Here is a 14,823-nt window from a genome sequence, read left to right as displayed (position 1 = left end):
CGCCAATCGCTGGCGCCAACCTCAAAAATCGCCGGTCTTGATGATGTCCTCGGCCAGCACCATCGCGGTGCGACGGTCGGCCTCGTCGGATATGGAAAACGCCTGTTCCTGCACATCACGGATCCAGGCGCGATCCTGCTTGTTGGCATGCTCGAGAGCTGCAGTCATCATGGCAAGCCCGCGCACGGTCTTGCCGGCCTGGAACAGCAGATTGCCGAGCATGGCCTGTGCACCCGCATTGCCCTTTTGCGCCGAAAGGCGGAACCAGCGTGCAGCCTGGTTGGGGCTGGGTTGTCCGCCCTCGCCTTTCATCAGCATCTTGCCGAGCTCGAACTGCGCGTCGGAATCGCCGAAATTCGATGCTGCCTGCAGATAAAGATCGCGCGCCGCACTGGGGTTGGAGTTGATCGGCGAATTCGGGATGCCACGTTTGACATAACCTGCCAGCGCGACCAGCGCATCGGCCACGTAGCTTTCGTTCTCCGTGCCCTGATCGGCGCCTTCATGGACGACCTGCTCGAACATCTTGTAGGCTTGGTAATCGTCTTCCTTGACACCGTCGCCTTCAGCATACATCCGCGCAAGCTTCCAGTTGGCGCCCTGATGCCCCTTCTCAGCGGCAAACCGCAGTGCCTTGACCGCTTCGTCCTTATGGCCGTTTTTATATGCAGAGAAACCAAACTTGAAGAGTGCGAACGGGCTGGAGTCTTCCTTCACCTCATTTTGCGTATCGAACGCAAAACAAGGCATGGTCATAGCGCTCATCAAAAGACCAAACCCGACGATTGGACCAAAAAAACGATCAGCGATGAGCATGACTATAGTCTTCCTTTGCCCTCACCGTATGTGTCGCAGCGTTACCGCGCGCCATACGAACGGCTCGGGCCCAAATCCCGCCAGAGCGCGTCATTGCGCCAACCAGCAAAGGGAAATCCAAATCTTGCATGCCATTCGAGCGAACATTTGACCGCTTTCCGGCGATAGTAGGGCTAGAACAAGAGAAAACACTTGTGTCGAAAGCATACGAATGGCGTGATGACGCAACAAACGTGGAAGGGCCGTGTATCAACTTACGGCTTGAAGTTTTTGCCTGTGAAACAAGTATCGTGTCCATCATTTCCCCAAGCGGAACATCTGTACCGTTACTCGATGGTACCAACCACCCAAGGTTGCCGCCCTTTCGAGTTGCTCCGGGTTTGTGGCGCAAAATGGGCAAATTCTGTCCTCGCCGGAGCCTGGATGATCATCGCGCCACAGTGTTGCTGAATCGTCACAAAATTTGATCGCTCCGAAGAGGCCGCACATGGAAAAGCCCGGCGCTAGGCCGGGCTTTTTTCAATTTTCGCAATTTGGTTTAGAACTTGATCTTGCCTGCGAGAGACAGCGCGCCGACGAAATCGTCGCCGAAATCATAGGTCACGTCGTTGCCGCAGCCGCCGGTCTTGGGGCAAGACGTCGGGCCATAGGAACCAGCTGTCAGCATGCCAACCGCACCGCCCAGACGCAGTTCGACATTCTTGCTGGGAGCGTAAGACACGCCACCGGAAAGCAGATACGTATCGGTCTGTGTAGTCAAACCGGTCGACGTACCGCGATCCCAGCTAAGCTGAGCCGATCCGCTCCACTTCTCGTTGAACTTGTGGCCGATACCCGCAGCGACCGTCCAGCCATCCTGGAACATAAGATCGAGTGTGGTCAGCAGAACTGGTGATGTCGGGCCGCAACTCACAATGCCCTTGGTCGAGGTCGGGCAGAACGAGACGACGTTGAGAACGCTCCAGTCTACCCATTTGACCGAGCCGAATGCCAGCCAGTCAGGCGCGATACCGGTTTGCAGTTTGAATTCAAGCGATTGCGGCATCGTCGCCGTGCCATAAACATCCGTGATACGGTTCGCAAAGGGTGCCAGGCGTCCGGTAGCCATCGGCGGAAGCCCGGTCAGGTCGACAGTGCCATTGATCTGGCCAAGATCAATCTCGGCATTGTAGATGAGACTGGCACGGAAGGCGATTTCCGGAATTTCGTAGGCAGCGCCAATGCGCCAGCCGACGCCATCCGCTTCGAGGTCAAGCTTTCCTTGACCATCGAACAACGCAGCTGCCGGTCCGAAGGCTGCCGGGCCCACAACCAGACGGTTTTTGTAGCCTGAAATTTCCTGGTAGGAAACGCCACCAATTGCACGGAGCTGCCCCTTGCCAACATCAAACTTGTAAGAACACGTCAGTCCGTAATCATTGCTCCTGATGTCGGTCTCGATGTTCTGGTTTGCGCCGACCCAATCCGCGCCGGGATTGGTATGGACGCCCCATGGCTGGCTGTAGGAGGCAAGGCAATCCGCATCGGGCGTGAGGCCAACCTTTGCGCCGAAGCGCGGAACCGCATAGCTCGGGGTCTCGTGTGTCGACGTGGCGCCGCCACCGATACCGTTTGCTCCCAAGCCGTCCCTCGGGTCTGTGTCAACGGCATTCTTGATCTTGCGATCCGGCATGACATAGATGACACCGGCTTCAGTAGCAAAGCGCTCCTGATCGAAAAGCAGATCCCAGTTGTAGCCGTTGCGCTCAAGCCCCCCGGCCTGCGCTGAAGCCACACTTGTCAAAAGCAACGCCCCACCCAAAATCGTTGAAATAGCCCTAGACATTAAGTCCCTCCCGAAGCCTTAAAAACTTCCTGATCCCCACACAGTTCAGGAAAATTGTTACCAATACGTAATACCTAACAAATCGCGGCGCGCACGCAATCACCAGAAAATCACCGGTTTCGCGTATCGAACGCCCTAAAATCGTAAAAAGCCGCAAAACGGCGCGCTCGCGACGAAAATTTGGCGAATTTCACGCTAATCCGAAATGATTAGGGACGAAATCGATGCATTTTGGACCGAAAAACGCTCTTGTGGCCGAAATGCAACGCCGGGCAAAAATGACGGAATTGGGGCTTTTGCCGGGCTGAATTGGGGAAGTCACGGTCTTTCAGAGGCGGGAAAACCCCATTGATGGGCGCGTCGGATTCGCTCCGGCGCGCTGATGCATCTATCCCGCTTCGCGAACCCTGCGGATGGCTGTTTCGATCTTCTCGGCAGCAGCCTGAAGTTCCAACAACCGTTCGCGTTCCGCTTCGACAATTTCCGGTTTGGCATTGGCGACGAATTTCTCGTTGCTGAGCTTTTTGCTGATCTTCTCGCTCTCATCGGCAATCTTGCCGGACTCTTTGGTCAGGCGCGCGATTTCCGCTTTGACATCGATCAGGCTGCCCAGTGGCAGCGAAGCCGTCGCCTCGCCGATAACGAATTGCGCCGAACCCTTTGGAGCGTCGTCTGCAAGGCTAATCGTCTCGACGCGCGCGCGCCATTTGATCGAGGCATCATGGCGCTGCAAGCGTTCCTTCGTTACCTCATTGGCGCCGATGATGACGAGGGGCGCAACAGCCGATGCCGGGACATTCATCTCTGCACGCACAGAACGAATACCGGTGACCAGATCGATCAGCCAGTTGATGTCAGCTGCCGCTTCGGTGTCGACGAAATCCGGCTCCGGCCAGCTTGCATGGCACAGCAACGCCTCACGGCTCTTGCCCTCGCCTGCCGTCAACGCCCAAAGCTCTTCGGTCATGAACGGCATGAACGGATGCAGCAGTTTGTAAATCTCGTCGAGCACGTGGGCCCCGCAGGCCTGCGCCTCCGCCTTGGCTTCTGCATCCTGGCCGTTGAACACCGGCTTCAACAGTTCGATGTACCAGTCGCAGAACTGGTTCCAGACAAAGCGATACGCCGCACTTGCCGCCTCGTTGAAGCGGTAGCTGGCGATACCATCCGTGACATCGCGCACCGCGTTGGTGAGTTCGGTCAGGATCCAGCGATTGACGTTGAGCTTGGCATTTTCCGGACGGAACGAGGGATCGCGGGCAACGCCGTTCATTTCGGCAAAGCGTGTCGAATTCCACAGCTTGGTGCCGAAGTTGCGGTAACCGGCAATGCGGCTCGGATCGAGCTTAACATCACGTCCCTGCGCCGCCATGATGGCAAGCGTGAAACGCAGCGCATCCGCGCCGTACTCATCGATCAATTCCAGCGGGTCGATGACATTGCCTTTCGACTTCGACATCTTGGCGCCGTTCTTGTCGCGAACCAGCGCGTGCATATAGACGGTGTGGAACGGCTCCTCCTCCATGAAATGCAGGCCCATCATCATCATCCGGGCCACCCAGAAGAAGATGATGTCAAAGCCGCTGACGAGAACGCTTGTCGGATAATAAGTTGCAAGTTCTGGGGTTTTGTCCGGCCAGCCAAGTGTCGAAAACGGCCAGAGCGCCGAAGAAAACCAGGTGTCGAGCACATCCTCGTCACGGGTCAGGATTTCACCGGGCTTGAAGTTTTCCAGAAGATTCTGGACGTGGGCCTTCATCGGCCCTTCATGTGCCAGATAATGCTGGACGGCAGCATCAAGCGCTGCTGCTTCCGTGCGTTCCACAAACACCTGTCCATCGGGTCCGTACCATGCCGGGATTTGATGACCCCACCAGAGCTGCCGCGAAATAGCCCAAGGCTGGATGTTTTCCATCCATTCGAAATAGGTTTTTTCCCAGTTTTTGGGCACGAAATTGGTACGGCCTTCGCGCACACTGGCGACTGCCGGCTTGGCGAGTTCGCCCGCATTGACATACCATTGATCGGTAAGATAGGGCTCGATCGGCACATCGCCGCGATCCCCGTGGGGAACAGCGTGCGTATGATCCTCGACTTTTTCGAGGTAACCGCGCTCGTCCATCATGCTGACGATCAGCTTGCGCGCGACAAACCGGTCTTTGCCATCAAGCGCATGAACGAGCTGGTCGAGGAGACTCGATTTCTCAAGATCTTCGAAAAAGTCATTGTTTTCCTTGAGGAAAATTGACGCGTCCGTGTGCAGTATATTGATCTGGCGCAAATCGTTGCGCTTGCCGACCTCGAAGTCGTTGAAATCATGCGCCGGCGTTATCTTGACCGCGCCGGAACCCGCTGTGGGATCGGCATAATCATCGGCGACGATCGGAATATGACGCCCGACCAGCGGCAGGACTACATTGTTGCCGACCAGAGCATGATAGCGCGCGTCGTCAGGATTGACCGCGACACCCGTATCGCCCAGCATGGTTTCGGGACGCGTCGTCGCGACCACGATAAAGGTATGCGGGTTTTCCGGGTCGAACGCCACGTTCTCGAGCGGATAACGGAAATGCCATAAATGACCTTTGATTTCGCGTGACTCGACTTCTATATCGGAAATCGCAGTCAGAAGCTTTGGATCCCAATTGACCAGTCGCTTGTCCTTGTAGATCAGGCCCTGCTTGTAGAGCGTGACGAAAACTTCAAGCACGGCTTTCGACAAGCCTTCATCCATGGTGAAGCGTTCACGCGACCAATCGCACGATGCGCCAAGGCGCCTGAGCTGGCCGGCAATGATGCCGCCGGATTCCGACTTCCATTCCCACACCCGTTCGACAAATTTTTCCCGGCCCATTTCCCGGCGGCCCGGCTGTTGCCGCTCCATCAACTGTCGCTCGACAACCATCTGCGTGGCAATGCCGGCATGGTCCATGCCCGGCTGCCAAAGCACGTTCTTGCCGCGCATGCGTTCGAAACGCACCATTATATCCTGGATCGTGTTGTTGAGTGCGTGGCCCATATGCAGCGAACCAGTCACATTCGGCGGCGGTATGACGATAGAAAATGCCTCGGCGCCTGGCTTGGAACCGGCCCCGGCCTTGAAGGCGCCGGCCTCGTCCCAGCGTTTTGCAATTTCAGGCTCTACGGCCGCGGCGTCATACGTCTTCTCAAGCATGCGAAAGTGTCCGTCATTTTGCGGAAAAGGGGATTGGCTACGGTGTAAACCCAATGGCCGGACATAAGTCAATGCTGACGTGCTGAATGCAACGAGCAACTGCTTGACGAATCACGATGGACACTCGACCAATGAGCCACGCCACAATGGCGCGTCTCGGGGGAATCTAGTGAGAACATTCAATCTGGTTGTATCATGTCTCGTATCGGTCGTGCTTGCGGGATGTACCATGTCCGAAAACGGCTATGCTCGACTGCAGACGACTATGAACAATCCTGTCCATCAGAGGGCCGAAATCGCAAACTGCTCGACGATGATGGGTGACATGTCGCCGGAGCGCCGTCAAACCTTCGCTACACTGGCGGGCACGTCGGTCGCTAACATGCCCAAAACCTTTTGCAAGCGGCTCGTACAGGGAGTGGCGAGCGGGAAACTGACGCGCGAAGATATCAATTCTGTCTACAAGGGCAATCTGATGCCCAATATGCTCAAGGTAATCCAGGGCCGCTGAGACAGCCAGGGCAAGCGCGGCGCCAGCTTACCGCCTGCCGCCGCGGGCCACGCGCTCGATCTCTTCGCGCACGAGGCGCTCGACCAGCGTCGGCAGGTTATTGTCGAGCCAGTCCTGCAGCAGGGGCCGCATGAGTTCCTGCGCGATCTCGTCGAATGAGCGCCGCTGTTCACTCCTGACCGCGAAAGAGAGATCATCAAACGCAGCGCTGACCTGGCGCTCGGCGGTCTCGGACAGGATCGGCTCAAGAGCGCGCTGCAGATCGAGCGACTCATCGACGTTTTCGACCGGCGGTTCGGTCGCAGCCGCCATCGACGTGGGCGAGGCTTCGCCCGGTTCAACGAAATCGATTTCGCTCGCAACCTCCACAGGTTCAGCAATGAACTCCTGTTCTGGCGTCGCTTCCGGCGTGGCTTCCGGTGCCAGAAAACCCTCCGGAACATCTCCGGCAGGCGTGACTGTATCTTCGACTGGTTTCGTCTGCAGTTCAGCCAGAGCCACAGATGCTGACCGCACAGGTACCTGCTCGGCAACCTTCGATTGCGGCGACGTTGGGCGTCCCAATGCGGGCTCATAGGACCGGGCTGCGGGTGGCGGAACGGCGATACCTTCGCGCGGCGAAAACTCGGCTTCTTCGCTCAACTGCGCCGCAGGCTGATGCTCTGGAACCGTAGCACGTGACCGCTCATCGGAGTTGACCGGCTGAGGCGCGCCTTCGTCCGGCCGGCCCGTATCACTCTCCTCGATGATACGGCGAATCGATGCGAGAATCTCCTCCATGGAGGGTTCCCGGGCGACGCTGGAAGATTGTGCCATGATACTTTTGCCCACTACATCTTGTTTCATTGCGCTGCAACGAATCTGTATCCAGTGTAGAGGCTTGCATTGCGTTTGAGAATCCCCGCGAGGATTGTTTGACGCTAACCCACAGACTTTTCTGAAAACGGCCCCTGAAAGCAATTTGCCGCTAGTGGTCCGATTCTAACATTTGCATTCCGCCTATACCAATCACTCACAAATGTTAGAATCGAAAGACCACTAGCAAATTCAACTTGCTAGTGGAGCTTTGGATTTGACATTCGCCTGAGAGACCGATGTAACGCGGGACGCGAATGTCAAATCCGCTCCACTAGGCGCTAAGCTGACGGCAAATGTTATTCTTGGTCGAATGGCAGATGAAGATCAGCGGCCGTCGGGCGTGCGCAGGCCGATCCATTTATCCTTCACAGCCTCGTAATGCTCTTCAGGACGGTATTCCGCGACCTGCAAGCCGATTTGGCCCGGGTTCAGGCGCCCTACAGCCAGTAGAACGGCGTAGCTCGCCACGACGCTGTCACGTTCGGCCTGCGCGAGGCTGACCTGCCCGGTCAGCACATCGGCTTGCGCATTCAACACGTCGAGTGTCGTGCGCTGACCCACCTTGCGCTCTTCGATGACGCCGTTCAAGGCGAGTTCCGCGGCCGCAACCACCGACCTTTGCGCAACGATCTGCGCTTTCGCCGATTCCATGGTCGAGTAGCCATTGGCGATCGCCTGACGGACGGCGTCGCGCTGTACATCGACTTCGATGCGCCGCTGTCCCAACGTTTCCTTGGACTGGCGAACCAGCGCCGATGTCCTGCCGCCGCTGTAGATCGGGATTGTCATCTGGATCCCGGCGGAGGCCTGTGTCGAATCCGTGGTGGTGGTGCTCAGGCCAGGCGAGAAAATCTCGTCGCGCGTAACCGACCCTACAAGACCGATCTGAGGCAGGAGCTGACCTTCCTGCGCCTTCACATTGTATCCGGCTGCATCGACGGCATATTGCGTCGCCAGGATCGCCGGGTGATTATTGGCGGCGATGCTGAATGCCTGATCCATTGATCTCGGCAGGGATTTCGATGCCATAGACGCGGCCGTAAGGCGGCCAGGCGTCGCTCCGACGATTTGAATATAGACAGCTTCGGCATTCTTTTCGTCGGATTTCGCCGCAGCTAACGTGGCGATAGCTTCAGCTTTCGAGGCCTCGGCTTGCGCAACGTCCGTACGCGTTCCTTCACCAACATCAAAGCGCGCGCGCGCCGCGCGCAGCTGTTCGTCGAGGAAGTCGAGGTTCTTCTGCCGCAGGATGACGATCTGACGGGTGAGGTAGACGTCCATGAATGCCTGTGCGGCCTGAAACAGAGTGTTCTGTTCACTGTTGCGCAGGTTTTCGCGCGCGGCCAACACCTGTGTTTTCGCCGAAGCAACGTTGTTCTTTGTGGTAAACCCGTCGAACAGCAGCTGGTTGACGCTGATGCCGAACGTCCCGGTGTCGCTGCGCCCTGAACGCCGCCCGCTAAGCCCGGTAGCCTCATCAAGCTTGGTCCAGGTCGACTGCAGGGACGCGTTTCCCGATATGGTCGGACGATATGCCGATTTTGCAACCGCAACACCTTCGTCGGTGACGCGTACGCCGGCCCTGTCGGCATTGACGGTGGAGTTTCTCTCGTAGGCCTTGGCCATTGCCCCGAATATTGTCTCAGCCATTGAAGGCGTAGAGGTTAATACCGTGGCTGACAACAGCGCTGCGGTTAAAAATCGCTTGCCCGCTATGAACACTATAAACCCCTTCATTCTCTCAATATTCCGACCGAACCATTCGGTTCGACAGTGCGCCTTAGATAGCTATCAATTTCCGGGTTGGCCACAGTGGCATTCCTAAAATGCAAACAAAGTGGCCGACCGTTGCACTTTTGTCTCATATGCAACGGGTTTCAGAACTCGAACTCAGCTATTTTTTCGAAGCCAGGAAGCGCTTTGACCGCAGAATTGAATGCACGGCGCCCCGAAACGATTCCGTCATTTTTCACGTAAATCATTGATTTTCCAGCGTTTCCCGCCCCCTCAACAACCACGAGTCGTCCCCCGTTCTTCAACTGATCAAATAATGACGCAGGAACGTGATCAACGCTACCCTCAATTAGCACTACATCATACGGCGCTTCGGACGCGCAGCCGCCTTCGAGCGGCGCATTCACCACGACGACATTCTTGAACCCGAGGCTCGCCAGATTGGAGACCGCCTGCCCCGCAAGTTCGGCATCGCATTCGACCGCTACGACCGAACGCGCGACCCGCGACAGCACCGCCGAGGAATAGCCGGTAGCGCATCCGATATCGAGCACGGCATCTTCCGGCTGAATGTTGGCGAGCTGCGCCATCTTGGCGAACGGCGAAGGCTGCATCAGATAACGGCCAGCCGAAACAAGAACGTCATCATCGATATAGGCGAGAGGCATGCGGAAACTCGGCACGAACTTCTCGCGCGGCACGTCAAGAAAGGCCTGGAGCAAGGGTTTGTCGGTAACATCAGTCGTGCGCAACTGATTGTCGACCATCTTGATCCGCAGGTCTTCAAAATTCAGCGTCATGGTCTACAAGCTCTCTTCAAGGCACTCGCAACGCAAAGCGCTTGCAAGCGCGTGACATGCTCCTGACGATCGGTACAGACCTTACGGCCTTTATGGTTACCCATCCGTGACCAGAAGCGATAATTATCAGAGGATGTGGCAAAAATTTCCATCAGCGTCAATGAATGACTAACGCCGCATGCTGATCCTGCTTCCAATAATTTCCCGATGAGGCATCCGCGCACCACCTTATGATAGTTGCCTTAACCGTAGGGTTAGGGTCAGGACCCATTAATCTGGGATTGAATAGATCGGCTGCACCTGTCATTCTATACTTGCAGATGGGAGTCGTTCTGCGAACGGTAGGAATGCAAAGCAGATGATTGAGATCAAGGGATTCAATGAGTTCCCTATAAGCCAGGATGAGCTGACCGGGCTGGCCGACAGAGCTGCACTTGAAGACCATCTCGACAGTCTTTGTGGTTCCTATGCCCAGAGTGACTTCGATGACCGTTTGCAATTTGCAATTCTTTGTATTGATCTCGATGGCTTCAAGAAATTCAACGATCAATACGGACGCGCCGAAGGCGATAGTCTTTTAAAGCTCGTAGCAGATCGCCTGCAGTCATGCCTGCGCAAGAATGATGTTGTTTATCGCATGGGAGGCGATGAATTTGCCATTGTCCTGTTGCAGGCGACATCCAACGAAGTAGCCAGCGTTGCCGACCGTATTATCGGATCGGTGTCGCAACCTTACGATCTCGGCGGTCCCGAGCCCGTGGCCATCAGCGTCACGATCGGAGCCGCGCTGGCACCGCGTGACGGCGATACGCCGGAAAGTCTGCTCTGGTGCGGTGACGCTGCGCTCTATATCGCCAAGAAGGCAGGCAAAGGCGTCTATCGCCGATATTCCGAGCGGCGTTCCAGCTAGCGCTGGCAGACATTCATCTACGATTCTGCTCTATAAATTCCCTGAATATTCGTTGAATTCTCGTCGTGCCGGTTGCAGCAACTGGCGTCATCTATTACGGCTAACTTTTTAGCCGACTAGTATTGGATAATTGATATTATGAACCGAATTCATTTTGCGCCACGATTTGCGCTGTTTCTCTTCTTCTTTCTCGCAATAAATGCGATGTATTTTTGGATGACAATTAACCCGGCGGACGTTTCCGTCTCGCTTGATGAGTCAGGGCCGATCGAAATCGTGCAACTCGTTTACCTTGCAGGCACGTTTTTACTTTTTCTAGCAGCTGTAGCTATATCGTCGGGCGCGGAACGCATGTTTTGCGCCACCATGGCCATGCTCTGCTTCATCTTTTTCTTTCGTGAACTTGAGCTGGACAAGGTCGGTCCGATTTCCAACTACCTCGAAAGCAAGGCTCACCGCGTTCACGAGACAATCCTTATCGCGCTCATTGCCATCGTCTATCTGGTTTCACGCTGGAGGCTAGTTGGAGGGATTCTTCGCTTTGTGTTCAGCAAGCCAGCCTGGCCGTTCTATGTAGCAGCCCTTCTCCTGTTGGCAGGTGCCATCTTCGACATACTGCATGGATCGGTCCCCAATCAGATAAAGGAAGAGATATTCGAATGCAGCAGCTATCTGGCGCTGCTGCTCATTGCTGCCTCGATCTGCTGCCAGCAACCCGTCGCAGTCATTCGCAGTACATCCACGGAATTTTTAATTGCTGTATCGATAGTTGCTCTGTTCGCCGCAGCATCTTGGCTGGCGGAGAACTCTTACAGCCGCGAGCAGAATACCCCCAGCCCTAAATGATAAAAAGCAAGTCACCAGGGCCCTATAGTTTTCGGTTGGCTAGAACTCATAGCCGAACGTCTCGAGATCACGCTTCCATATCTGCTCGACCAGCTTGCGTTCGACCGGCGTGTAATAATCCTGATAGGCACCGCGCTCGCTGGCATTCTTGCGCGTCAGCTCCGGCGACTCGGACAGATCCAGCCGGGTCACGATATCGGCGAACGCCTCTTCCATCCGTTCGAAGCGGTAGACCTGGTCCACCAGCAACTTGCCGTCGAAATCGCACAGCATCGAACTTTGATCGCGGGGGCGCCACAACGCGCGGCGGCGCTCCTGGCGCAGGAAATCCTCGAAACTCTGTGTCTGGGCGTCTTTGTGGCGATGATGGTTGCCCTGGCTGCGAACGAAAGCGTAGCGCGAGACAGCAAGGTCGTAGGGGTTGCGCACGAGCCCGAATTTGAAGGCTCCTTCGAAGAAAGCGCGTGGCAGCTTCAGCTTTGCCCAGCGCACGGACGCATGCGGGCCGAACTGAATATCGACGTCTTCCGCGACAGGCAGGTGCGACAGAAGTCGCCGCCATTGGCCGGAGGCCTTCTTCACGGCATAGGGGCGCAGCGCCCGCTTCAACGCTTGACCACCGGTCTTTGCAACATGGACGAAGATAAAATTCTTCTCGACAGAAACGAACATTCACCACCTTCTCAAAGGATCGCCGTCCAGCCGAGGTGCAATTTTGCAGGTGCAGTCGTCTGCCAGGAAGGCCCTACTTTTTCAGACTGAATATAAATATCAGTATAAAGCGTCAACCAGCCGGCAATAGATAGATACAGAAGCAGTCTTGAACGCAGACCACCGGCAAGCGAGATATGAGGATAGCCCCCTCTCACGTTGTGTAATCTGCGCAACGGCGCTCGTAAGCTTGTCCCCTACGTGTTGCATGGCACTACCCCCAGGAAAGATGCCTATAGATAAAAGTATGACACCTTCTGAACTCACGTCAAGAAGGCTATGGGCCGGGGGTCATGCCAAATGAGGAAGATAGATTGAATCGAAGTTTACGCACTTCCGATTGATCTGCGTTGAAAGAGAATTCGTATCGCAAAGTGCCATCTCTCTGGCGCAAAGCGAACTGCGCGAGAATTTCCCGGGTGAATTCTGAAGCGCGCTATGCCCCGTATCGGTTCCTGACCGCTGAGCGCGACACGCGCTCGAGGTGATTCATTTGGTCTGGTACGCCATTTCCACACGATGCGTCCCGTGAACGAGGCCAGCTATGTAAGTTTGAAGCGAAGTAGTGCCTCGCACCGGGTGATCCGGCATCGCCGCTCCATCAAGCGTGGCGCCTGTCATTCGGGCGTAGGACCTGGCTCCGGCCTCGGAAAAACCCAGCTTTCGATAAGCACCCACCCATTCCTCGCGAGGTATCACCGCAACCTTGACCGGTTTTCCCAGGACATTTGAGAAGGCACGGGCCACCTCGCCAATCGAGTAGCGCTGGGGGCCTTCGACATAGTGAATGCCTGTCTTTTCCGGTGGCTCCCTCAGGAAGCGGGCGGCCGCCTTGCCAAGGTCTGCAGGCGCGACCATCGGTAACACAAATTCTTCCGGAAACATCGCAGGAAGAGTACCGCCGCTGGCGGGCTTCAACATCGCATCCCAGTTGCTCATGTAGTAGGCGGCGCGCTGAACCGTCACCGGGATCGGCAGCTTCATCAACGCCTGCTCGAAATCGTAAAGAACATTGAGATCGCCGCACCGTTCGCCGGGCTGCGCGCCGTAGGTGGATTCTGACAACGATCTTTTCCAGTCCCGAGCCGTCAAGTGCAGCCACGATAGCTTGGACGGTCTTGTGCTCTTCAACGTCCGTATCCGTCGAGACGGCGGCAGGGGGATTGAGCAGAAATGCTCGCTTTCCACGCCGGAAAACACCAGCCAGTCCTTCTCTATCGGTCACATCGACGATCGCCGCGTCTGCGCCCTTTCCTTGCCAATCCCTGGCTTTCTCTTCGCTGCGCGTAACCACCGTAACACTTTCGCCGTCGGCGAGAAGTGCGTTTGCAACCTCGGATCCAACGTGACCGGTGGCACCTAGAACAATGAACATTTTTGCGCCTCCCTTCAAAACATCAAGCCAACGTTTGGGAGGCATTTTGGTTCGATTGGTCGGCCCTCTTTGGAACTCCGCAGGACGGCGTCGAACTCGTTCGTTCTATCATTGAATCGACTCGACGACCGGACGGTTGCCTTGAAAAGCCGCACGCTTCAATATCGATAGGTGTGCTGCCACGCCCAGTTGAGTGGGTGGATCCGATCCCGCCACACTTAAGAAAATCAATTACTTATTAAATGGGTTTTGGTGAATGGAGGCCTCGCCCGGAATCGAACCGGGGTGCAAGGATTTGCAGTCCTCTGCGTAACCACTCCGCCACGAGGCCTCAAAGTCAAAATAGCTAATGAAATTAACTACTTGTGGAAGTGACAAAATTCATCTCCGAACAGCGTCACTTGCGGCATTCCGAATAGCCGTTTTTGTTTTGTGCCGCAATACGTAAAATGAGACGCCGCGAAACAATCGTAGCTGTCCCGACGTTGCTTGCCAACAGAAGCGTTCAGCCTTTGTCCTTGTCCGATGCAAACCAGCCGCTTTTCCAGCGACGGCCGAGTTTCACTTCGATCTGACGGCGTTTACGTCGTACCAGCGCCGAATCCTGTGAAAGGACGACCAGACCGAGCGGGACCATCCAGAAACCGAGAACAGGCAGGAACCCGAGCGCACCCCCCGCAACCAGAGCGCCGCCAAGCGTGCGACGCATCGCCACCGATTGCGGAACGGGTATATGGCGGCCAAAAAGGCGCATGTGCCGGCGCTTCCGGTGGCTGTGAGGCGCGGAATTCGCCTGGTTTTCGTTATCTTTCCTGTCTTCCGACAAAAAACTTCTCTTTCGTTAAACCATACCAAAAGCCTGATGTAGGAACGCTTTCGCCCCATGTCATCATTCTGTTATGCACATAAGTCGAAAAAAAGCGAAATGGTCCTTTGCAAAAGCGAAACCCTTTTGCTATAGGCCACTTCGCTGATGAAATAAGCAGCTATTCCCCGGTAGCTCAGTGGTAGAGCAATCGGCTGTTAACCGATCGGTCGCTGGTTCGAATCCGGCCCGGGGAGCCACTACAATGGCCTGACGTATCGATATCGTTAGGCAATTGTGGTCACCACACAAACCTTCCCTACTATTTCCCTAACGCAGTTTGGTTCGACTCCGGATTTGGCTCCGCGAGATCTATCTTAAGGTCGTCGATTAGGACGAGACCTGTGGCTCTCGGCGAACCGTCCAGAAATCGAACCTGAGTGTCAACGGTTTTCGC

Annotated in this window: 12 protein-coding genes, 2 tRNA genes and 1 pseudogene; 4 read left to right on the top strand and 11 right to left on the bottom strand. The window is 55.8% G+C overall.

What is annotated here, in order from left to right:
- Nucleotides 1–21: 21 nt before the first annotated feature.
- From N8E88_RS26120 to N8E88_RS26110, 3 genes are all read right to left on the bottom strand, one after another.
- Nucleotides 22–816 carry a tetratricopeptide repeat protein gene (locus N8E88_RS26120; RefSeq protein ID WP_410010618.1) on the bottom strand — a complete coding sequence of 265 codons (795 nt, stop codon included), beginning with the start codon at nucleotides 814–816 and terminating at the stop codon, nucleotides 22–24.
- 538 nt (nucleotides 817–1,354) lie between these two features.
- A complete protein-coding gene (locus N8E88_RS26115; RefSeq protein ID WP_262293129.1) occupies nucleotides 1,355–2,641 on the bottom strand; it encodes an OmpP1/FadL family transporter in 1,287 nt (428 codons plus the stop codon).
- Nucleotides 2,642–3,029: 388 nt separating this feature from the next.
- Complete coding sequence (locus N8E88_RS26110) at nucleotides 3,030–5,816, bottom strand: valine--tRNA ligase (protein WP_262293128.1); 2,787 nt, start codon at nucleotides 5,814–5,816, stop codon at nucleotides 3,030–3,032.
- 169 nt (nucleotides 5,817–5,985) lie between these two features.
- Here N8E88_RS26110 and N8E88_RS26105 point away from each other — a divergent pair, with 169 nt between their 5' ends.
- A complete protein-coding gene (locus N8E88_RS26105) occupies nucleotides 5,986–6,327 on the top strand; it encodes a hypothetical protein (RefSeq protein WP_262293127.1) in 342 nt (113 codons plus the stop codon).
- 27 nt (nucleotides 6,328–6,354) lie between these two features.
- Here N8E88_RS26105 and N8E88_RS26100 read toward each other — a convergent pair whose 3' ends face one another.
- From N8E88_RS26100 to N8E88_RS26090, 3 genes are all read right to left on the bottom strand, one after another.
- Nucleotides 6,355–7,143, bottom strand: coding sequence for a PopZ family protein (locus N8E88_RS26100; RefSeq protein ID WP_262293126.1), 789 nt, complete (start codon nucleotides 7,141–7,143; stop codon nucleotides 6,355–6,357).
- Nucleotides 7,144–7,509: 366 nt separating this feature from the next.
- Nucleotides 7,510–8,922 carry a TolC family outer membrane protein gene (locus N8E88_RS26095; protein WP_262293125.1) on the bottom strand — a complete coding sequence of 471 codons (1,413 nt, stop codon included), beginning with the start codon at nucleotides 8,920–8,922 and terminating at the stop codon, nucleotides 7,510–7,512.
- Between the two features lie 140 nt (nucleotides 8,923–9,062).
- Nucleotides 9,063–9,719 (bottom strand): protein-L-isoaspartate O-methyltransferase family protein, encoded by a 657-nt coding sequence (locus tag N8E88_RS26090; RefSeq protein WP_262293124.1) that lies wholly within the window; start codon nucleotides 9,717–9,719, stop codon nucleotides 9,063–9,065.
- Nucleotides 9,720–10,077: 358 nt separating this feature from the next.
- On the opposite strand from N8E88_RS26090, the gene N8E88_RS26085 reads away from it, so the two are divergent.
- Both N8E88_RS26085 and N8E88_RS26080 read left to right on the top strand, forming a co-directional pair.
- Nucleotides 10,078–10,629 carry a GGDEF domain-containing protein gene (locus N8E88_RS26085; RefSeq protein WP_262293123.1) on the top strand — a complete coding sequence of 184 codons (552 nt, stop codon included), beginning with the start codon at nucleotides 10,078–10,080 and terminating at the stop codon, nucleotides 10,627–10,629.
- Nucleotides 10,630–10,767: 138 nt separating this feature from the next.
- The gene (locus N8E88_RS26080) at nucleotides 10,768–11,475 is read left to right on the top strand and encodes a hypothetical protein (RefSeq protein WP_262293122.1); all 708 of its coding nucleotides are present in this window, start codon (nucleotides 10,768–10,770) and stop codon (nucleotides 11,473–11,475) included.
- A gap of 39 nt (nucleotides 11,476–11,514) precedes the next feature.
- Here the strand turns inward: N8E88_RS26080 and N8E88_RS26075 are convergent, their stop codons facing one another.
- The 5 genes and pseudogenes from N8E88_RS26075 to N8E88_RS26060 all read right to left on the bottom strand — a co-directional run bounded on the left by N8E88_RS26075 (nucleotide 11,515) and on the right by N8E88_RS26060 (nucleotide 14,315).
- On the bottom strand, nucleotides 11,515–12,147 hold the full coding sequence (locus N8E88_RS26075) for a sulfotransferase family 2 domain-containing protein (protein ID WP_262293121.1): 633 nt from the start codon (nucleotides 12,145–12,147) through the stop codon (nucleotides 11,515–11,517).
- Between the two features lie 528 nt (nucleotides 12,148–12,675).
- Complete coding sequence (locus N8E88_RS26070; protein WP_315975261.1) at nucleotides 12,676–13,251, bottom strand: NmrA family NAD(P)-binding protein; 576 nt, start codon at nucleotides 13,249–13,251, stop codon at nucleotides 12,676–12,678.
- A gap of 40 nt (nucleotides 13,252–13,291) precedes the next feature.
- A pseudogene (locus N8E88_RS31600) lies at nucleotides 13,292–13,561 on the bottom strand (SDR family oxidoreductase); the annotation flags it as partial.
- A 257-nt stretch (nucleotides 13,562–13,818) separates the two neighbouring features.
- Nucleotides 13,819–13,892 (bottom strand) — tRNA-Cys (locus N8E88_RS26065).
- A 174-nt stretch (nucleotides 13,893–14,066) separates the two neighbouring features.
- Nucleotides 14,067–14,315, bottom strand: coding sequence for a hypothetical protein (locus N8E88_RS26060; protein WP_114428952.1), 249 nt, complete (start codon nucleotides 14,313–14,315; stop codon nucleotides 14,067–14,069).
- 236 nt (nucleotides 14,316–14,551) lie between these two features.
- Here N8E88_RS26060 and N8E88_RS26055 point away from each other — a divergent pair.
- Nucleotides 14,552–14,626 (top strand) — tRNA-Asn (locus N8E88_RS26055).
- The last annotated feature ends 197 nt before the right edge of the window (nucleotides 14,627–14,823 follow it).

The organism is Phyllobacterium zundukense (assembly GCF_025452195.1).
GTDB lineage: Bacteria > Pseudomonadota > Alphaproteobacteria > Rhizobiales > Rhizobiaceae > Phyllobacterium > Phyllobacterium zundukense_A.
This window is presented reverse-complemented; position numbering and strand designations above follow the sequence as displayed.